The organism is Streptomyces sp. NPDC036764, from assembly GCF_055609385.1.
Window position 1 is genome coordinate 668,723 of record NZ_JBVJPT010000003.1, and the last position, 16,078, is coordinate 684,800.

Sequence of the window (16,078 nt, forward strand, 5' to 3'; positions counted from 1 at the left end):
AGACCTCTTGCGCAATGGCAAAGTTGGCTTAAAACTGCCTCAGGGAACGGGGTATTGCGGTCGACTGGTTTCGCTCCACGGAGCGTCACAGCGGTCGTGATGGGTACGTACTCGGTGAAGGCCAGGGGCGGTTGACAACCGCCCGGAACCTGGTGACGGACCCGGGCGTCTTAGCCACCGACGATCGTGCCCCATCCTCCCGTGGCGGAGGCGAAGAGAAATACGCGCGACGGTAAAACGCCAGACTTCGCCACCCCACGCCACGCCCATGCTTTTGCTGGACGCAGTATGGACGAGGCTGCCGCGGAAGCAGCCAACGCTCGGCCCATAGGGGTTTCCCTTGCTCAAGGCAGGGGTGTGATGCGCCAACAGGTACGCACAGTGAAGTGATCGACACATGGTGTGATGTGGTCCACGGTGTTGCCAGCGGTGCAACGGAAAGGAACGAGCGCTCATGCGCGAGATCCTCGGAAGGCGACGCAGGCTCCTGCGCGGTGACGGGAAGTCTGAGCTGATCAGCGCGGCCCTGACCTTCGCGACGGAATGGCAATGGCCCGTACTCCCGGGCGTGACGACGCAGCCACAGGGGCACTCCCGCTGCGGCTGCCCCGACCCTGACTGCACGGTTCCCGGTGCCCACCCCTTCGACCCCGGCCTCCTCGCGGCCACCACCGACGAGCGCATGGTGCGCTGGTGGTGGACCAACCGGCCCGCGGCGCCGATCATCCTCGCCACCGGCGGTCAGGCGCCCTGCGCGGTCAGCCTCCCCGCCCTGCCGGCCGCTCACGCACTGACCGCACTCGACCGCATGGGCATGCGCCTCGGCCCGGTCGTCGCCTCGCCCGCCCGCTGGGCGATCCTGGTGAAGCCGTACTCCATGGAGCAGCTCGGCGAACTGCTCTACGCCAAGGACTTCGTCCCCGGCTCGCTGCGCTTCCACGGCGAGGGCGGCTATCTCGCACTGCCCCCCTCCGAGACAGGTCAGGGTCCGATTAGCTGGCAGCGCGCCCCGCTGCCCGGCTCGGCCTCCCCGTGGGTGCCCGATGTGGAGGCCGTCGTCGACGCCGTGGTCGAGGCCCTCACTCGTACGGGTGTGAGCGCCCCCGAGTTGTAGGGGTGTCCGGCGCGCGCGGAACGGCGCACGCGCGCGCGGTCGTTATCTTCCGGATATGCCGCGTCATTCCAGGGGAAAAAGGGCACCGTCGTCGTCGCATCGCCGCGGGCCGAACCAGCGAAGAGTCCGTCTGATCGCCCTCGCGTCCGTCGCGGCGGCCGCGATCGCGCTGCCGCTCGCCTGGGCCGCCGCCGGTCAGGTCGTCGAGGCGGGCCGCGCCGCTGTGGGCGCGCCCGCACGCGACGCCGTACGGTCCTCCCCGCATGCCCCGAAGGACGGCACCGGACGTCAGGCCCCGCCCGGCGACGCCAAAGCGCCCACGGCCACGCCCAGCGACTCACCGGCACTGCTCGACCTGGGCCTTTCGACCGCCGTGCGCTGCGGTCCCGAACTCACCTCGCCCGAGGGCGTCGAGGCGCAGACCTGTGTCCTCACCCAGGGCGAGGACACCTGGGCGCGTACCTACTACCGCAATGCGACCGGTGGTGCGCTGGACTCCGTACTGAGCCTCATGGGGCCCGGTGGACGCACGATGCAGATGCGCTGCGAAGTGAGCGCCGAGGACGAACCCGGGACGTGTGAGACGCCGCGGCAGCCCACGCGCGCGGGACTGGACGCCTACACCGCGGTCACGGAGTTCGCGGAGCGGGCCGGTGGGGGTGCGCTGCTGCTGCGTTCGGCGAGTAACTCCGCGCCGGACAAATCGGGCGGACCCACGGACGGTTGACGGTCGACGTCATTCCGTAAAGAACCGTGCACATGGAAAGACCCGGTTGCTGGCGACGGGGGATGCACCAGCAACCGGGCTAATGGAACGGTAACAAGAGATCGGCGGTTCGCAAATTCGATCCGGGCTTTCAAGTCACGGATTCCCTTGCTCCGCAGGGGAGTTGTGATCGGTTTCACCCTCCCGCACGGCCCGGTTCGGCTGAACGGCCGTTCAGCCGAACCCGGTCTTCGCGCCGCGCGTCAGCTAAGCGTGACCTGCCGGTTGGTCAGGCCGCCACGCGCGCGACGCTCGTCCGGCGTGAGCGGAGCGTCCGTGGCCAGGGCCGCGGCGAGGCGCTCGGCGAACTCGGCCGCCGGCTTCTCCACGTCCTCGGCGCCGACGCCGCTCGGCAGGTCCCAGACCGGCACGGTCAGGCCGTGAGCACGGAAGGAACCCACCAGCCGGGTGCCCTCGCCGAGGCTCGACCGGCCCGCCGCGTGCAGCCGCGCGAGGGCGTCCAGAAGCTGCTCCTCGGGGTGCGGCATGACCCAGCGCAGGTGGTTCTTGTCCGGCGTCTCGCACCAGTAGGCCGCGTCCACACCGGTCAGCTTCACGGTGGGGATGGCCGCGGCGTTCGCCCGCTCAAGGGAGGCGGCCACCTCCGGAGTGGCGTTCTCCGCGTCCGGGACCCAGAACTCGAAGCCCGGGTGGACAACTGGCTCGAACGTGCCTTCGGGGTCGAGCAGATCCTGGAGCCGGGGACCCTCGGCGGGGGCGCGGCGGCCCTGGACCGGGGTGCCGGGCTGGGCGGCGAGGGCCTGCTGGAGGGTGTCGGCCAGGTCGCGGCTGATGTCGCCCGACGCCGTGTCGTTCTGCAGGCCGAGCAGCACCGAGCCGTCGTCGCGGCGCAGGGCCGGCCAGGCCATCGGCAGCACCGTGGCCAGCGTGACGGACGGAACGCCTTCCGGCAGGCCGCCCTTCAGGGGCAGCTCGACGGTGGCGGCCGGCACCAGCTCACGCAGCGCCACCCAGTCGCACTCGCCGGGCAGTCCCTCGAAGGGACGCTGCACCAGCTCGGTCACCGCCTGCGCGGCGGCCCGGCCGTGACAGGCCTTGTAACGCCGGCCGCTGCCGCAGGGGCAGGGTTCGCGCGCGCCGACCACCGGGATCTCTGCGTCGCTGAGCTGCGGGCGCTTGGCCTTGGTCTGGACTCGCTTCTTGGCCATCGTGGGTGTCTCCCGGTTACGGCTCGTCTGGTACGGGCGCGAGCCTAGCCGTTCACGCCATGGCCGATGGGAGGCTGTGGACAACGCAGCGGGTCGTGCCGGGAGTCTGTGGACAAACCGGGGTCGTAGTGGCCGGGAGCGCGTGGACAAATCGCCGTCGCAGTAGCCGGGAGACTGCGAACAAACCGCCGTCGCAGTGGTCCGGAGTCTGCGGACAGACCGCCGTCGCGGTAGCCGGGAGCTGAGCTGGTGCGGTCCGTCGTCAGTCCAGGTCGTCGAAGGCGTCCGCGAAGTCGAGGCGGGGTATCGCGTGAACCGACGGGGCTGCGACGCGCGTAGCGAAGTCGTCCCGGCGGGGCCCGGCATCGGGATCGTGCACGTCGTCGTGGACCACGACCCAGACCGTGACCTCGCCCCGGGCGTCGTCCCGTACCCCCCAGTCGTCGGCGAGGGCGGTGATGATGTTCAGCCCGCGGCCGCCGTGCGCGGTGACCGAGGGCGTGGCCGGAGCAGGGCGGGTGGGTCCGCCGCCGTCCGTCACCTCCACCGTGAGCCTGCCGCCGGACCCCACACGCCATGCGGCCCGGACGTCACCGTCCCCTGACAGCGCGTCGCCGAGTGGTCGGCCGTGCTTGCACGCATTGCTCAAGAGTTCGGAAAGAATAAGTACGGCATCGTCGATGACCGATTCCGCAACGCCACCCGTGCGCAGTTGCTTGCGCATCCGGTGTCTTGCTTCCCCCACGCCCGCAGGACCATGGGGTACGGCCATGCTCGACGACGTGGGCACCTCCTGTGCCACCACCAACGCCACCCCCGAGACCTCCTTTGCCCCACGCCACGGTGTGGATGCCCCATTGGCCTGTACCGGAAACCGGCCAATCAACGTCCGGCGACGCATTCGTAACGATCGAATACGGACCGAACGCGCCGGAGCACTCCCTGTAATCGAGATGGCTGGAATTCTTCGGTGTGGCCGAGAGTGGAGGATGGGGCCGGAGGGGCAGTGGGGTCAAGAGGTTGTGCAGGGATTGAAGGGGATATAGGGGTTTCCCGGTGTGCGACCCCCTCCGAAGGTGCGCGTGGGTCGGGTGTGGGACCCGCTTCGCGGGCGCGCGTGGGTCGGGTGTGCGACCCGCTTCGCGAACGCGCGTGTCAGCGGCCGAGCTGGTGCAGCACCGCGCGCGGGCGGTTGGTGATGATGGCGTCGACGCCCAGCTCGACGCAGAGATCGATGTCCTCGGGCTCGTTCACGGTCCATACGTGCACCTGGTGGCCGGCCTGCTTCAGGCGGTCCACGTAAGCCGGGTGGCTGCGCACGATCCGGATCGAGGGCCCGGCGATGTGGACCCCCGCGGGCAGCCGCCCGTCGCGCAGCCTCGGGGAGACGAACTGCATCAGGGAGACCGTCGGCAGCGTCGGGGACGCGGCACGCACGCGATGCAGCGAGCGCGCCGAGAAGCTCATGACCCGCACCGGGGACTCGGCCGCCGAGGCGGGCGTATCGAGGCCGAAACGCTTCAGCAGAAGCAGCAGCCGCTCCTCGACCTGCCCCGCCCACCGGGTCGGATGCTTGGTCTCGATGGCCATCTCCACGCGCCGCCCGGCGTCGGCGACGAGCTCCAGCAGCCGCTCCAGGGTCAGCACCGAGGTGTCCTCGGGGTCCTCGGGCCGGAACTCCCAGTCGGGCTCCTCGGCCCGGTTCTTCCACGAGTCACGGTTCTTGCGCGAGCCGAAGTCGAGGGCGGCGAGCTCGGCGAGCTCCAGCGCCGAGACCGCGCCGCGGCCGTTGGACGTACGGTTGACGCGGCGGTCGTGTACGCAGACGAGATGGCCGTCCGCGGTGAGGCGTACGTCGCACTCGAGGGCGTCGGCACCGTCCTCGATCGCCTTCTTGTACGCGGCCAGGGTGTGCTCAGGAGCGTCCTCGGACGCTCCTCGATGGGCGACGACTTGGATCTGGTGCTGCCGTGCGTGGGTCACCGCGTCATGGTGCCACCGCCCCGGGGTATCCGTGCGACCGGAGCGGATTCGGGAGTGGTTTCCCGAGCCGTTTCCGAAGCGTAGGGGTTGCGCCCCTTTAGTCGCTGATGACCTATATAAAGAGTGGCCGCGGACGCACAGGCACCGCTTATGGTGCTCTGACGGCCCGTGGGAAAAGCTGACGGCATACAAAAGACATGCATAGCTGAAGCGCACCGGCCATGAACAAGCGTGAACGGGCGTGACCGAGTGCGACCGACAACACCAGCCGTGGATCTATAGGAGAGAAGCTGTGAGCACCGAGAACGAGGGCGCCGCGGTCCCCCCGGCCCCGTCCGCACCCCCCGTGCCGGCGGATGCTCCTGCTGCTCCGGCATCCCAGGAGCCCCCGGCTCCGCCGGCCGACGCCGAGCCCACCACCCCGCTCCCGCCCGTGCCGAACACCGCCCCGGCGAGTTCGAACGGCACACAGCCTTACGCCGCGCAGCCGCACGCCGCACATGCCGCCGCCAACGGCGCGCAGCCGCCGGCCGACGGATCCCAGCCGCCGGCCGACCCCCACGGCGCCCAGCCGCCCGCCTCCCAGGGCTCGGCCCCCGACGCCTCCTGGCCGCCTCCGCAGCCGCCCGGCGCACCGTCGTACGGCGACAGTGGTGGCGCCGGTGCGGGTGGTGCGGGTGGTGCCGGTGGGGGCTCCGGCTGGGGTGCCACGTACCAGCAGCCGGCGCCGAAGTCCGGCCGCGGGCGCGGCGGTCTGCTCGCCGCGGTCCTCATCGCCGCGCTGGTCGCCGGCGGTCTGGGCGGCGGCCTCGGCTACACCCTGGCCAAGAACGACGACAACACCTCCTCGACGACCGTCTCCGCCCCCGACAGCGGCGGCTCGGTCAAGCGCGACCCGGGCACGGTCGCGGGCGTGGCCGCCACGGCGCTGCCCAGCACCGTCACCATCCAGGCCGAGAGCAGCAGCGGCGAGGGCGGCACCGGCACCGGCTTCGTCTTCGACACCGAGGGCCACATCCTCACCAACAACCACGTGGTGGCCGACGCGGTCGACGGCGGCAAGCTCACGGCGACGTTCCCGAGCGGCAAGAGGTACGACGCCGAGGTCGTCGGCCACGCACAGGGCTACGACGTGGCGGTCATCAAGCTCAAGAGCGCCCCCTCGGACCTCAAGCCGCTCACGCTCGGCGACTCCGACAAGGTGGCCGTCGGCGACTCGACGATCGCCATCGGCGCCCCCTTCGGCCTGTCCAACACGGTCACCACGGGCATCATCAGCGCCAAGAACCGCCCGGTGGCCTCCAGCGACGGCACCGGCAGCAACGCCTCCTACATGAGCGCCCTCCAGACGGACGCCTCGATCAACCCCGGCAACTCCGGCGGCCCGCTGCTGGACGCGAAGGGCAACGTCATCGGCATCAACTCCGCGATCCAGTCCGCCGCCAACGGCCTGGGCGGCACCAGCCAGTCCGGCTCGATCGGCCTCGGCTTCGCCATCCCGATCAACCAGGCCAAGTACGTCGCCCAGCAGCTCATCAAGACCGGCAAGCCGGTGTACGCCAAGATCGGCGCCTCCGTCTCCCTGGAGGACACGGGCGACGGTGCCAAGATCACCGAGCAGGGCGCCAGCGGTTCGGACGCGGTCGAGGCGGGCGGCCCCGCGGCCAAGGCCGGCCTCAAGCCGGGTGACGTCATCACCAAGCTCGACGACTCGGTGATCGACTCCGGCCCCACCCTGATCGGCGAGATCTGGACCCACCAGCCCGGCGACAAGGTCACGATCACCTACGAACGCGGCGGCAAGACCCACACCGTCGAACTGACCCTGGGTGCCCGCACCGGCGATAGCTGACACGACGGGCACGCGCGCGTGGGCCGGCTTCGACAGGAGCCGGCCCACACGCGTGCCCGGTACTTTTCGGAGCCGGGGCCCCGGTCTGGCCGGCCTGCCATTTCACCGGCAAGTGCCTGCTGGGCTCGGCGTGGAGGGCCTGTCCTATACTCGGATCGCCGTTGATCAACTGATCGGCAAAGCTTCACGAACAGGCAGTGAGAATCGGCTATTTGGCCAAAAAATCTCATTGGGCGAGTCAAAGCATCGAGCAGAGCATCGAGCGGCTCGGTCGCCATTCGTGAATGCAACCCCCCACGAAGAAGAGGTTCATATGCGGAAGTTGGCAACACTTGCTGCCGCCGCCATTGTTGCAGCGGGCATCCCGCTGTTCGCTGCTGCTCCGGCACAGGCGGCCCCGGATTACGCCTACAAGTGCATGAAGTACCTTGATGGCAAGGGCTACAGGATCGGGCCCAAGGTGCAGGCGGCGTGCAGCGACGAGATCCTGCACTGCCAGCAGGGTCTCCAGCGGGCAGGCGTCAGGCAGTCTCACGCCATTTGGGCGTGCGAAGAGGGACGAGGCTAAGCCCAACTTCTCTCTGCGAGGCCGCACCGCCTGTGCAGGTCAAAAACGTGCCGGCGATGAAGGGGTGCCCCAATATAGGGGCACCCCTTCATTGGATCCGATCACCCTGCACTGAGCGGTCACGGGCGTCGCTGTGCTACCAAATGCCCTGCTGACGCGCTGCGGCCCTGACCACCTGAGGAGCCTCGCGGGACACCTTCTTGTTCGTGGCGAGTATCGCTGCCTGCGACGCCGCGACCGCGGCGGCGTCCTTGAACTTGGCCGTCGGCCAGAGATTCTGCAGCGTCTGATACATGATCAGAGTTCCTTCGGCGATGCCTATTTCACGGCAGATCAAGTAGAACCAGCGGTTGGTGATACCCGACATGAGGTGCGGGTCCGCCGGCTCGAAGTAGCCGCTCATGTCACGTGGTTGCGGATCGCGCCCCATAAGGGGGTTGTCGTACGCGGTTCCTGGTTCGGCCATGTTGCGCAGGGCCTCTCCGATCAGCTTCGGGGCCATGATGTCGTCACCGATCAGCCAGTCGTGACTGTCCGCGTCGCGACCGTTGACCCACGCGTCGATCGCCGAGGCGATCATGTCGCTGAACGACTCGTTGAGGGCGCCGCTCTGGTCGTTCGTGTAGTTCAGACCGCTGGTGAACTGTGTCACGCCGTGGGTGAGTTCGTGGGCCGATACGTCGATGTCCGCGGTGAGGTCCCGGAAGACGACGTTGCTGCCGTTTCCGAAGACCATGAGGAGTGCGGTCGGATCAAAGAACGCATTGTCGAAACCGACTCCGAAATTCACGTTGGCGACCACGTTTAGTCCGAAGTTGTCCAGGGAGGAGCGCCCCAATTTATCGCGATAGTACTCCAGGACCTTGTGCATGTGATCGTACGCGTCGTTGGCGTTCTGACCGGCGACGGCAGGGTCACCCTCGCCTCGCACGGCCTTCACGTTGTACTTCCACTGATTCAGGTCGTCATAGACGATGACGCCGGCAGATCCTGGCTTTGGGATCTGGACGCCTTGGATCAGTCCCTCGTCGATTTCTTGAGGGGCAGGCGCGTTCGGTGCGAACACGGGTGCCTGATTGCGCGTCCTGCGGAATTGATCTGACACGACCGCGGACCGTTGGGCGTCAGTCGGATCGAGGCCTTCCCGTGCATGGACCCTCGCAATGTGGTCCAGCACATGGGCGGGGACGAAAGAGCAGACGTAGGGCATGAAAGATCCTCCCGGATGGTGTTGGCTGCCTATTCATCTACTCCCGATGTCCACGTGTGTCGATGGGGCGTTGCGGCGTAAAAATGACTGACTTGCGGGCTGATTCCCTTGGCTCTCTGGCCCCTCATCCGTCTACTCAGCCTCGGTAAACCACTCCTATGTAATCGCACTTCAGTAAGACCCTGGTTTCCGGAACTTGCAGTTCCCGTACGGAATCGTGAGATCCGCAGGGGGGATTAATATACGAGTTCCCGAGGACGGCGTTGACAGATTCCGTGTGTGCCGCTCAGGGTGCCCAATGGCGCGAGTTCGCGCATCAGACGGGAGGGGTGACGTCATGGACGAGGGTGCCCTGCTAGGGAATGATGTTGGCCGAATTGATCTCCTGCGCCGCCGATCAGTGGAGGATATGAAACCGGCGGACCTCAAGTTCGATGTGACGGCACAGGAGATCGAACCTCGCGCGGGAGTGGGCTGGGGGCAGTGCACGAACGCCACAGACGAGACACTTCTCGTGTATGGCCCCAAAATGGGAACGTCTCCATGGGACAACAGTCTTTACTGCCTCCCCTCTGGATGGACGACTCCGACCTATTGGGACTGTGACGGATTCTTCGTCCCCGACAATCGTTTTGCAGACCAGGCACTCAACGTGATTCGGGGACCATTGGCTATCAAGTACTTTGACGGCATGCATTTCGTTGTCACCAAGTCCGCTCCGGATCGCTATCGCTGCCCGTTTAACGTCGGTGCGTTCCGGCCTGGGCAAATCAACTGGTTTATACCTGGCATACATTCCGGAATAGTCCAGGCTGTGTGCTCATAGATGGAGGGAGACGAAAGGCGTGAGCGAAGAAGCGAAGAAGCTGTTGCTGGATGTCGCCTCTGCAGCCGGTGGCGCCGCAGAGTCATTCGACTACAAAACCACCGCACTTGAGGGGGCGGCGGAGCGTGGGGTAACTTCCCCAGCGGCTGGCGGCAGCTATTACGTCGTCTGGTTCCAAAATCAGACGACGGAGAACTTTGTAATTCGGGTCTATTACGCATCGTCCGCAGTCGCGGGCGTCCAGCAGATCGAACAAGGCGTTGCCAGCGGACAGTCGGTTCCCTTCCTTCTTGGAGGAGCCGGCCAGTGCCAGAATCTGGTGGCCTACCTGGTGCATCTCTTCTGGAATGGCGACCTGGTCTACCAATTTCCTGAAGAGGGCGTGATGACTCCGGCGCGGGCCTCGCAGTACAACCCAGCCGACAATGAACCCTGCATCGATTTCTGGGGTATCGGATAGCAGTCATCCGGCGCAAATCCGAACATCGCCGCCGCCCTCGCGCTCACGGCTCCGCGTGCGCGAGGGCGGCGCAACGGCTTTGGGGCGGTGATCGTCGAGGCTCGCGCTCGGTTCCACCGTTGAGCCCTGACGGCAACGACGGCACACAGAGGCCGTTGATCTCGGCCATCAGGGATCATCTGGGAGGAAGGCGGAGCCCCCACCTAACCGCCGGCCGGACCTCCCCACGCCTGGCTCGGACTGGTCATCGGGTGCTGAGCGAGGCGATGGGGCCGGCGGGCGAAAGCAGGGCCAGTGGGCCATGTGTGGACCATGAACCCCGCCCAACCCGCGAGGCCGGTACGCTGTACCCGCTCCGCCCCTGGTGGGCCGGGGCGAGGTGGGTTGCCCGAGCGGCCTAAGGGAACGGTCTTGAAAACCGTCGTGGCAGCGATGTCACCGTGGGTTCAAATCCCACACCCACCGCACCTGCCTGAAGGGGCGTCTCTCCTGGAGAGGCGCCCCTTCCGTTCTAGAGCGCGTAGTCCCGCGCCAGTCCCTCCCAATCGACCTCCCGAAGCGTGTCCTCGGCGTCGCAGCCGGTCGGCACATGCGTCGTGGGCTGGAACCAGATGATCGTCAGGGTGGAGCGGTGCAGGACCGGGTCGGAGTCACGGTCGAGGGCCGTGGAGTGGAACGCGCCCACGCAGGCCACCGGTGGCAGCACCTCGACCGGGCCGAACGCGCCGGAGTACTGGTCGGGATACTCGCGCGGCGGCGGCACGAGGTGCACCGGTGCGGCGGGGTGGGCGCGTTCCGCGGCGATGACGAGGCTCTTGATCTTCATCTCGTTGAGCGGCTTGCACGGGTAGCCCTCCAGCATGCCGCCGTACGTCGAGGAGAGCCGCAGCTCCGATAGGTCGAGCGAGCGGCCGGACGTGAGGACGACCCTGGTCAGCGACATGGTCGGCACTCTAAGGCGGTGGCGCATCGAGCTCCCGTGAATTTCAGGGCCGGTCAGTCGCCCGACTCCGTCGAGGTCGGCGGCCTCACGCCGTCGGGCGGTCGTACGTGTGCGTCTATAGCGTCGTCTGTTGCCTCTGTCGCCTCTGTTGCGTCCGTTGTGCCTGTCGGGGCGGTCGTACGGCCACGTCCGTCAGGGTCGGTGCCCCGTCATACGTGCCGCCGACGCGATCGTCGCGCGGGCCTCTCGTTCGGTCAGGCCGGTGTTGAGGGCCGCCTCGACCAGCGGGTCGACGAGGGCGGGGCCGATGCCGTCCTCGTAGGCGCGGCAGGCCGCCCAGAACAGGCGGGTGTTGCGCTGGCCCTCGTGCGCGGCGAGCACGAACTGGACGAGGCCCTGGCCGTGACCGCCGGTCGACGGGGGCGCGGGGTGGTGCGTGCGAGGTGGGGGGAGCAGCAGGCGCAGGAGGGCGCGCGGGCAGCGCGCGGGGGCGATGTGGGCGGTGCCGGGGGCGGTGCTGTAGACGCCGTGGTCGGTGCGGGAGCCGGGGCCGACGAGGTAGCCGCCGGCGCCCCGGATGTCGATGCCGGGTGCGAGGCGGCCCGCCGAGTTGGGGACGACGACGTCGGGCGGGCCGGTCAGCCAGAGGTGCCGGCCGCCGCTCGGGGTCAGGACGACCACCGTGGGCGGAATCGTGAACAGATGGCGCAGCGCCAGTTCGCGCAGGGCTGCGGAGGAGTCCGTACCGGATTTGGTGTCGAGGTCGATGCCGATCAGTTGGTGCGGGGGCAGCCCGCAGGCGATGCCGTAGCCGGTCGCCCATGGGGCGGCGGCGAAGAGTTCGCGGATGCGGGCAGGGTCGGTGGAGGCGTCGTAGACGCCGTGCCCGAAGCGGCCGCACTCGCCGTGGCAGGGCGCGGGGTCGGGTTCGTCGCGGTGGGGGGAGCGCAGGGCCGGGAGCTTCGTCCGGGACAGGGGGATGACGGCCAGTCCGCGTTCGGCGGCTGACAGGGCGTGTGCGAGGGCCAGCGTCGTGGCCTGCCGGTCGGTGGTGGCCATGCCTCCATGTTCGTACGGATGTTCGAAAAAAGAAAGAGGGATTGGCTGCGACTCGCCGAGGACTCGTCTGTGGGCGGAGGTTGGCCGGAAGGGTGCTGGAACCTTTCACCTCTTGTGCCGCTTGAGGTCGACCTGTCCGTACTGCCCTGGACTGTGGGTTGAGAGTGACGAAAGGGGTTTATCGACTTGTCATCACGCTTGAGGGCGAATAGGGGCTTCCGGGGTGGTTCGCCGGGGATTCGGTGGGCAACTCTGATCTCGCGACGTCGTGAACGACTCCGGGGTGGTCGGCCAACTGCCTTGGAACAAGCCGTACTTCATGCACCACCAAAGCGCCCGGCGGGGAGCCTGGGCGCACCTGTTCTGGAGGAACAACATGGCAAGCATCCGTACTGCCCGCGTCATCGCAGCCGTCTCCGCCCTTCCGCTCGCTGTCGCCCTGTTCTCCGGCGTCGCGACGGCGGACAACGGCGCCATCGCGGACAACGGATCCAGCGCGGCTGTCACGAACGCCGCTCAGGGCCTCATCGGCAGCGGGGTCGGCGGCGACAACTACGGCACCTCGTCCACCACCCAGCAGCAGGCGACCGGCTCCGGTGCCTCGAACCAGAGCAACACCGCCCAGGTCAACGGCTCCGCCTTCACGTCCGTCAACCAGGGCAATGACAACACGGCGGTCAACTTCACCCCGCTCTGGTGGTGAGCTGAGGGGGTCGGTGCTCCGGTGCTCAGGCATCGGCCTCCTCGCAACTGTGGGTGTGCTGTGGGGTGTAACGCGTCTGCGCGGCGGTACTTCGGTACCGCCGCGCAGGCGTTTTCGGCTGTCGCGACGGGGGTGCTGCCGTGTGTCGCGGTGCGGGTGCTGCCGTGTGCCGAGGTGCGGTGCTTCCTGCTCTCGATGCGCGGGCGTTCGCGGCCCTCGCCGTACAGGCGCTTCCCGTCGCCTTGACAGTGCATCGCATCTGACGGACAGTCAGAAATCTTGACGGGGCCTCACGGCGGACTGCACGGCGTGCGGAACGAGGCATGTCGCGTGCGGCGTGCGGTGGACAGCCAGGGGCCTCGGAAAGTTCTCCAGAACTCGTGGGAACCGGATCGGCGGGCGCGGTGTACCAGAAGTGTCAGCGCGATGCGCCGTGGGGCGATGAGGACGAGGGGGCGACGGTGGGTTACGGGCCGGAGGTGAGCCGCGAGGTGGCGGCGGACGACGAGCTCGACACGCGGCTGAAGGCCTACGAGGGCCGGCCCGCGGCGGTGGCACGTGCGGGCAAGGACCCCGTGAACGCGCCCATGATCCGGCACTGGTGCGAGGCGATGGGCGACACCAACCCGGCGTACTCGGGCCCGGACGCCATAGCGCCACCCACCATGCTCCAGGCGTGGACCATGAGCGGCCTCACCGGCCAGCCGGGCCGCGCGCACGCCTACGACGAGCTGCTCGGCCTGCTCGACGAGGCGGGCTACACCTCGGTGGTCGCCACGGACTGCGAGCAGGAGTACCTACGGCTCCTGCGCCCCGGGGACGAAATCACCTTCGACTCGGTCATCGAGTCGGTGTCGGAGAGGAAGACGACGAAGCTCGGCACCGGTTACTTCGTCACGACCCGCATGGACATCCACGTCGGCCCCGACCTCGCGGGCACCCACCGCTTCCGCATCCTCAAATACGCCCCCGCACACCGGGCGGCAGGACAGCCACGGCCGGACCGTGACCGTGACCGTCAGCCGCGGGCGGACCGTGACCGTGACCGTCAGCCACGGTCGGACCGTGACCGTCAACCGCGGCCGGACCGTGACCATCAGCAGCGGCCCACCCGCCCCCGCCCCGTCGTCAACCGCGACAACGCCGGCTTCTGGGAGGGCGTTCAGCACCACAGACTGCTCATCCAGCGCTGCACCGCCTGCGGCACCCTGCGCCACCCCTGGCTGCCCGGCTGCAACGCCTGCGGAGGCCCGGACTGGGACACGGTCGAGGCGTGCGGCGAAGGGACCGTCTATTCGTACGTCGTGATGCACCACCCACCCTTCCCGGCCTTCGACCCCCCTTACGCGGTCGGCCTGATCGAGCTGTCCGAGGGTGTGCGGATGATCGGCAATGTGCTCGGGGTGCCGTACGACAAGGTGCGCATCGGAATGCCGGTTCTGCTCGAATTCCACGCGTACGACGAGGAGTTGGTGCTGCCGGTCTGGCGGGCCCGGGACGCCGAGGAGGCTGTCGCATGAGCGGCGACGAGCGGATGGTCGAACGGATCGCGGAGCGCCGGTTCAGGGTCGGTGACGAACTGGCGCCGCTGGAGATCCCGATCACTCGCACGCTGATCGTCGCCGGAGCCATCGCCTCCCGCGACTACCAGGACGTGCACCACGACACGGAGTTGGCCCACCAGAAGGGCTCCCCCGACATCTTCATGAACATCCTCACGACGAACGGCCTGGTCGGCCGCTACATCACCGACCACTTCGGACCGACGGCCGTTCTGCGCAAGGTGGCCATACGACTCGGGGCGCCCAACTACCCCGGAGACACGATGGTTTTGACGGGCAGGGTCGAGGAGGTCGACGGCGACACGGCGACGGTACGGGTGATCGGAGCCAACGGCATCGGCAAGCACGTGACCGGCACGGTGACGGTGACCGTGCCGGCGGGAGAACCGTCCGCCCCGGCGACCGCGACCGCCACCGTCCCCGCGACCGCGACCGCGACCGTCCCCGCGACCGCCACCGTCCCCGCGACCGCGACCGCGACCGTCCCCGCGACGGCGACCGTCCCCGCGACCGCGACGGCGACCGTCCCCGCGACCCCGACCGCGACGGCTACCGAGACCGCGGAGCACCCGGCATGAGCGTGCGCGAGCGGGACGTCCTGGGTGGTCGGGCGGCGATCGTCGGTGTCGGGGCCACCGAGTTCTCCAAGGACTCCGGGCGCAGCGAGCTACGGCTGGCCGTGGAGGCGGTGCGGGCCGCGCTGGACGATGCGGGGCTGACACCCGCAGACGTGGACGGGCTGGTGACGTTCACGATGGACACCAGCCCGGAGATCACCGTGGCGCAGGCGTGCGGGATGGGGGAGCTGTCCTTCTTCTCCCGTATCCACTACGGCGGCGGCGCGGCGTGCGCGACCGTCCAGCAGGCGGCGCTCGCGGTGGCGACGGGGGTCGCGGAGGTGGTGGTCTGCTACCGGGCCTTCAACGAGCGGTCGGGCCGGAGATTCGGCTCGGGCGTGCAGCATCGGGAGCCCTCGGCGGAGGGCGCGGCGCTCGGCTGGTCGCTGCCGTTCGGGCTGCTCACCCCGGCGTCCTGGGTGGCGATGGCGGCGCAGCGCTATCTGCACACCTATGGGCTGACGCCGGAGGCGTTCGGGCATGTGGCGGTGGTGGACCGCAAGTACGCGGCGACCAACCCGGCCGCGTACTTCCACGGCAGACCCATCACTCTCGCCGACCATGCCGCCTCACGCTGGATCGTCGAGCCGCTGCGGCTGCTGGACTGCTGCCAGGAGACGGACGGCGGCCAGGCGCTGGTCGTCACCTCCGTCGAGCGGGCCCGCGACCTGCCGCACGCACCGGCCGTCATAGCGGCCGCGGCTCAGGGCGCCGGCCGCGGGCAGGAGCAGATGACGAGCTTCTACCGGGACGACCTCTCCGGTCTGCCGGAGATGGCCGTGGTGGCGCGGCAGCTCTGGCGGACGGCGGGGCTGGGGCCCGGGGAGATCGATGTGGGGATTCTCTACGACCACTTCACGCCGTTCGTGCTGATGCAACTGGAGGAGTTCGGGTTCTGCGCAAAGGGCGAGGCCCCGGGCTTCGTGGCCGAGGAGCGGCTGCCGCTCAACACCCATGGGGGCCAGCTCGGGGAGGCGTATCTGCACGGGATGAACGGAATAGCGGAGGGGGTGAGGCAGGTGCGGGGGACGTCCGTGAACCAGATATCCGGTGCCGAGCGGGTGCTGGTGACGGCCGGGACAGGGGTGCCGACATCCGGGCTGGTGCTTGCTGCCGACGGGTGACCCTCAGGGGTAATCCCGCAGTAGGCGTCCCTCCCTCGTCCACCTTCAGGAGGTGGAGTCAGCCCCACCCCTACAACCTGAGGCGGACGCGGCTTCGGCACCTGCGGCCGATCCGCCGAAGT

At 68.5% G+C, this 16,078-nt stretch carries 14 protein-coding genes, 1 tRNA gene and 1 pseudogene; 10 read left to right on the forward strand and 6 right to left on the reverse strand.

Annotated elements, in window-relative coordinates; all coding sequences use genetic code 11:
• The first annotated feature begins 454 nt into the window (after positions 1–454).
• Positions 455–1,114 carry a bifunctional DNA primase/polymerase gene (locus tag ACZ69Q_RS18030; protein ID WP_471042515.1) on the forward strand — a complete coding sequence of 220 codons (660 nt, stop codon included), beginning with the start codon at positions 455–457 and terminating at the stop codon, positions 1,112–1,114.
• Positions 1,115–1,169: 55 nt separating this feature from the next.
• The gene (locus tag ACZ69Q_RS18035; protein WP_471042517.1) at positions 1,170–1,841 is read left to right on the forward strand and encodes a hypothetical protein; all 672 of its coding nucleotides are present in this window, start codon (positions 1,170–1,172) and stop codon (positions 1,839–1,841) included.
• Between the two features lie 242 nt (positions 1,842–2,083).
• On the opposite strand, the gene ACZ69Q_RS18040 is transcribed toward ACZ69Q_RS18035, so the two are convergent.
• The 3 genes from ACZ69Q_RS18040 to ACZ69Q_RS18050 all read right to left on the reverse strand — a co-directional run bounded on the left by ACZ69Q_RS18040 (position 2,084) and on the right by ACZ69Q_RS18050 (position 5,032).
• Entirely contained in the window at positions 2,084–3,049 is a 966-nt protein-coding gene (locus ACZ69Q_RS18040; RefSeq protein WP_471042520.1) for a DUF5926 family protein, read from the reverse strand.
• A 262-nt stretch (positions 3,050–3,311) separates the two neighbouring features.
• Positions 3,312–3,950 (reverse strand): ATP-binding protein, encoded by a 639-nt coding sequence (locus ACZ69Q_RS18045; RefSeq protein WP_471042523.1) that lies wholly within the window; start codon positions 3,948–3,950, stop codon positions 3,312–3,314.
• A gap of 254 nt (positions 3,951–4,204) precedes the next feature.
• A complete protein-coding gene (locus ACZ69Q_RS18050) occupies positions 4,205–5,032 on the reverse strand; it encodes a glycerophosphodiester phosphodiesterase (protein ID WP_471042526.1) in 828 nt (275 codons plus the stop codon).
• A gap of 292 nt (positions 5,033–5,324) precedes the next feature.
• Between ACZ69Q_RS18050 and ACZ69Q_RS18055 the strand changes: the two genes are divergently transcribed.
• Both ACZ69Q_RS18055 and ACZ69Q_RS18060 read left to right on the forward strand, forming a co-directional pair.
• Positions 5,325–6,884, forward strand: a complete 1,560-nt coding sequence (locus tag ACZ69Q_RS18055) for a S1C family serine protease (RefSeq protein ID WP_471042529.1) — start codon at positions 5,325–5,327, stop codon at positions 6,882–6,884.
• 313 nt (positions 6,885–7,197) lie between these two features.
• Positions 7,198–7,452: a hypothetical protein gene (locus tag ACZ69Q_RS18060; protein WP_471042532.1), complete on the forward strand. Its 255-nt coding sequence runs from the start codon at positions 7,198–7,200 to the stop codon at positions 7,450–7,452.
• A gap of 136 nt (positions 7,453–7,588) precedes the next feature.
• Here the strand turns inward: ACZ69Q_RS18060 and ACZ69Q_RS18065 are convergent, their stop codons facing one another.
• Positions 7,589–8,662 carry a M4 family metallopeptidase gene (locus ACZ69Q_RS18065; RefSeq protein ID WP_471042535.1) on the reverse strand — a complete coding sequence of 358 codons (1,074 nt, stop codon included), beginning with the start codon at positions 8,660–8,662 and terminating at the stop codon, positions 7,589–7,591.
• An 845-nt stretch (positions 8,663–9,507) separates the two neighbouring features.
• On the opposite strand from ACZ69Q_RS18065, the gene ACZ69Q_RS18070 reads away from it, so the two are divergent.
• Together ACZ69Q_RS18070 and ACZ69Q_RS18075 are read left to right on the forward strand one after the other, a co-directional pair.
• Positions 9,508–9,948 (forward strand): hypothetical protein, encoded by a 441-nt coding sequence (locus tag ACZ69Q_RS18070; protein ID WP_471042538.1) that lies wholly within the window; start codon positions 9,508–9,510, stop codon positions 9,946–9,948.
• Between the two features lie 378 nt (positions 9,949–10,326).
• Positions 10,327–10,413, forward strand: a tRNA-Ser gene (locus ACZ69Q_RS18075).
• A 46-nt stretch (positions 10,414–10,459) separates the two neighbouring features.
• On the opposite strand, the gene ACZ69Q_RS18080 is transcribed toward ACZ69Q_RS18075, so the two are convergent.
• Both ACZ69Q_RS18080 and ACZ69Q_RS18085 read right to left on the reverse strand, forming a co-directional pair.
• Complete coding sequence (locus tag ACZ69Q_RS18080) at positions 10,460–10,891, reverse strand: hypothetical protein (protein WP_471042540.1); 432 nt, start codon at positions 10,889–10,891, stop codon at positions 10,460–10,462.
• Between the two features lie 192 nt (positions 10,892–11,083).
• Positions 11,084–11,950, reverse strand: a complete 867-nt coding sequence (locus ACZ69Q_RS18085) for a bifunctional DNA primase/polymerase (protein WP_471042542.1) — start codon at positions 11,948–11,950, stop codon at positions 11,084–11,086.
• A gap of 376 nt (positions 11,951–12,326) precedes the next feature.
• Here ACZ69Q_RS18085 and ACZ69Q_RS18090 point away from each other — a divergent pair, with 376 nt between their 5' ends.
• From ACZ69Q_RS18090 to ACZ69Q_RS18105, 4 genes and pseudogenes are all read left to right on the forward strand, one after another.
• Positions 12,327–12,653, forward strand: a complete 327-nt coding sequence (locus tag ACZ69Q_RS18090; RefSeq protein ID WP_471042544.1) for a hypothetical protein — start codon at positions 12,327–12,329, stop codon at positions 12,651–12,653.
• A gap of 491 nt (positions 12,654–13,144) precedes the next feature.
• Positions 13,145–14,173, forward strand: a complete 1,029-nt coding sequence (locus tag ACZ69Q_RS18095; RefSeq protein WP_471042675.1) for a bifunctional MaoC family dehydratase N-terminal/OB-fold nucleic acid binding domain-containing protein — start codon at positions 13,145–13,147, stop codon at positions 14,171–14,173.
• Between the two features lie 14 nt (positions 14,174–14,187).
• Positions 14,188–14,604, forward strand: a pseudogene (locus ACZ69Q_RS18100) (MaoC family dehydratase); the annotation flags it as partial.
• 185 nt (positions 14,605–14,789) lie between these two features.
• Complete coding sequence (locus ACZ69Q_RS18105) at positions 14,790–15,956, forward strand: lipid-transfer protein (RefSeq protein WP_471042546.1); 1,167 nt, start codon at positions 14,790–14,792, stop codon at positions 15,954–15,956.
• Positions 15,957–16,078 lie beyond the last annotated feature (122 nt).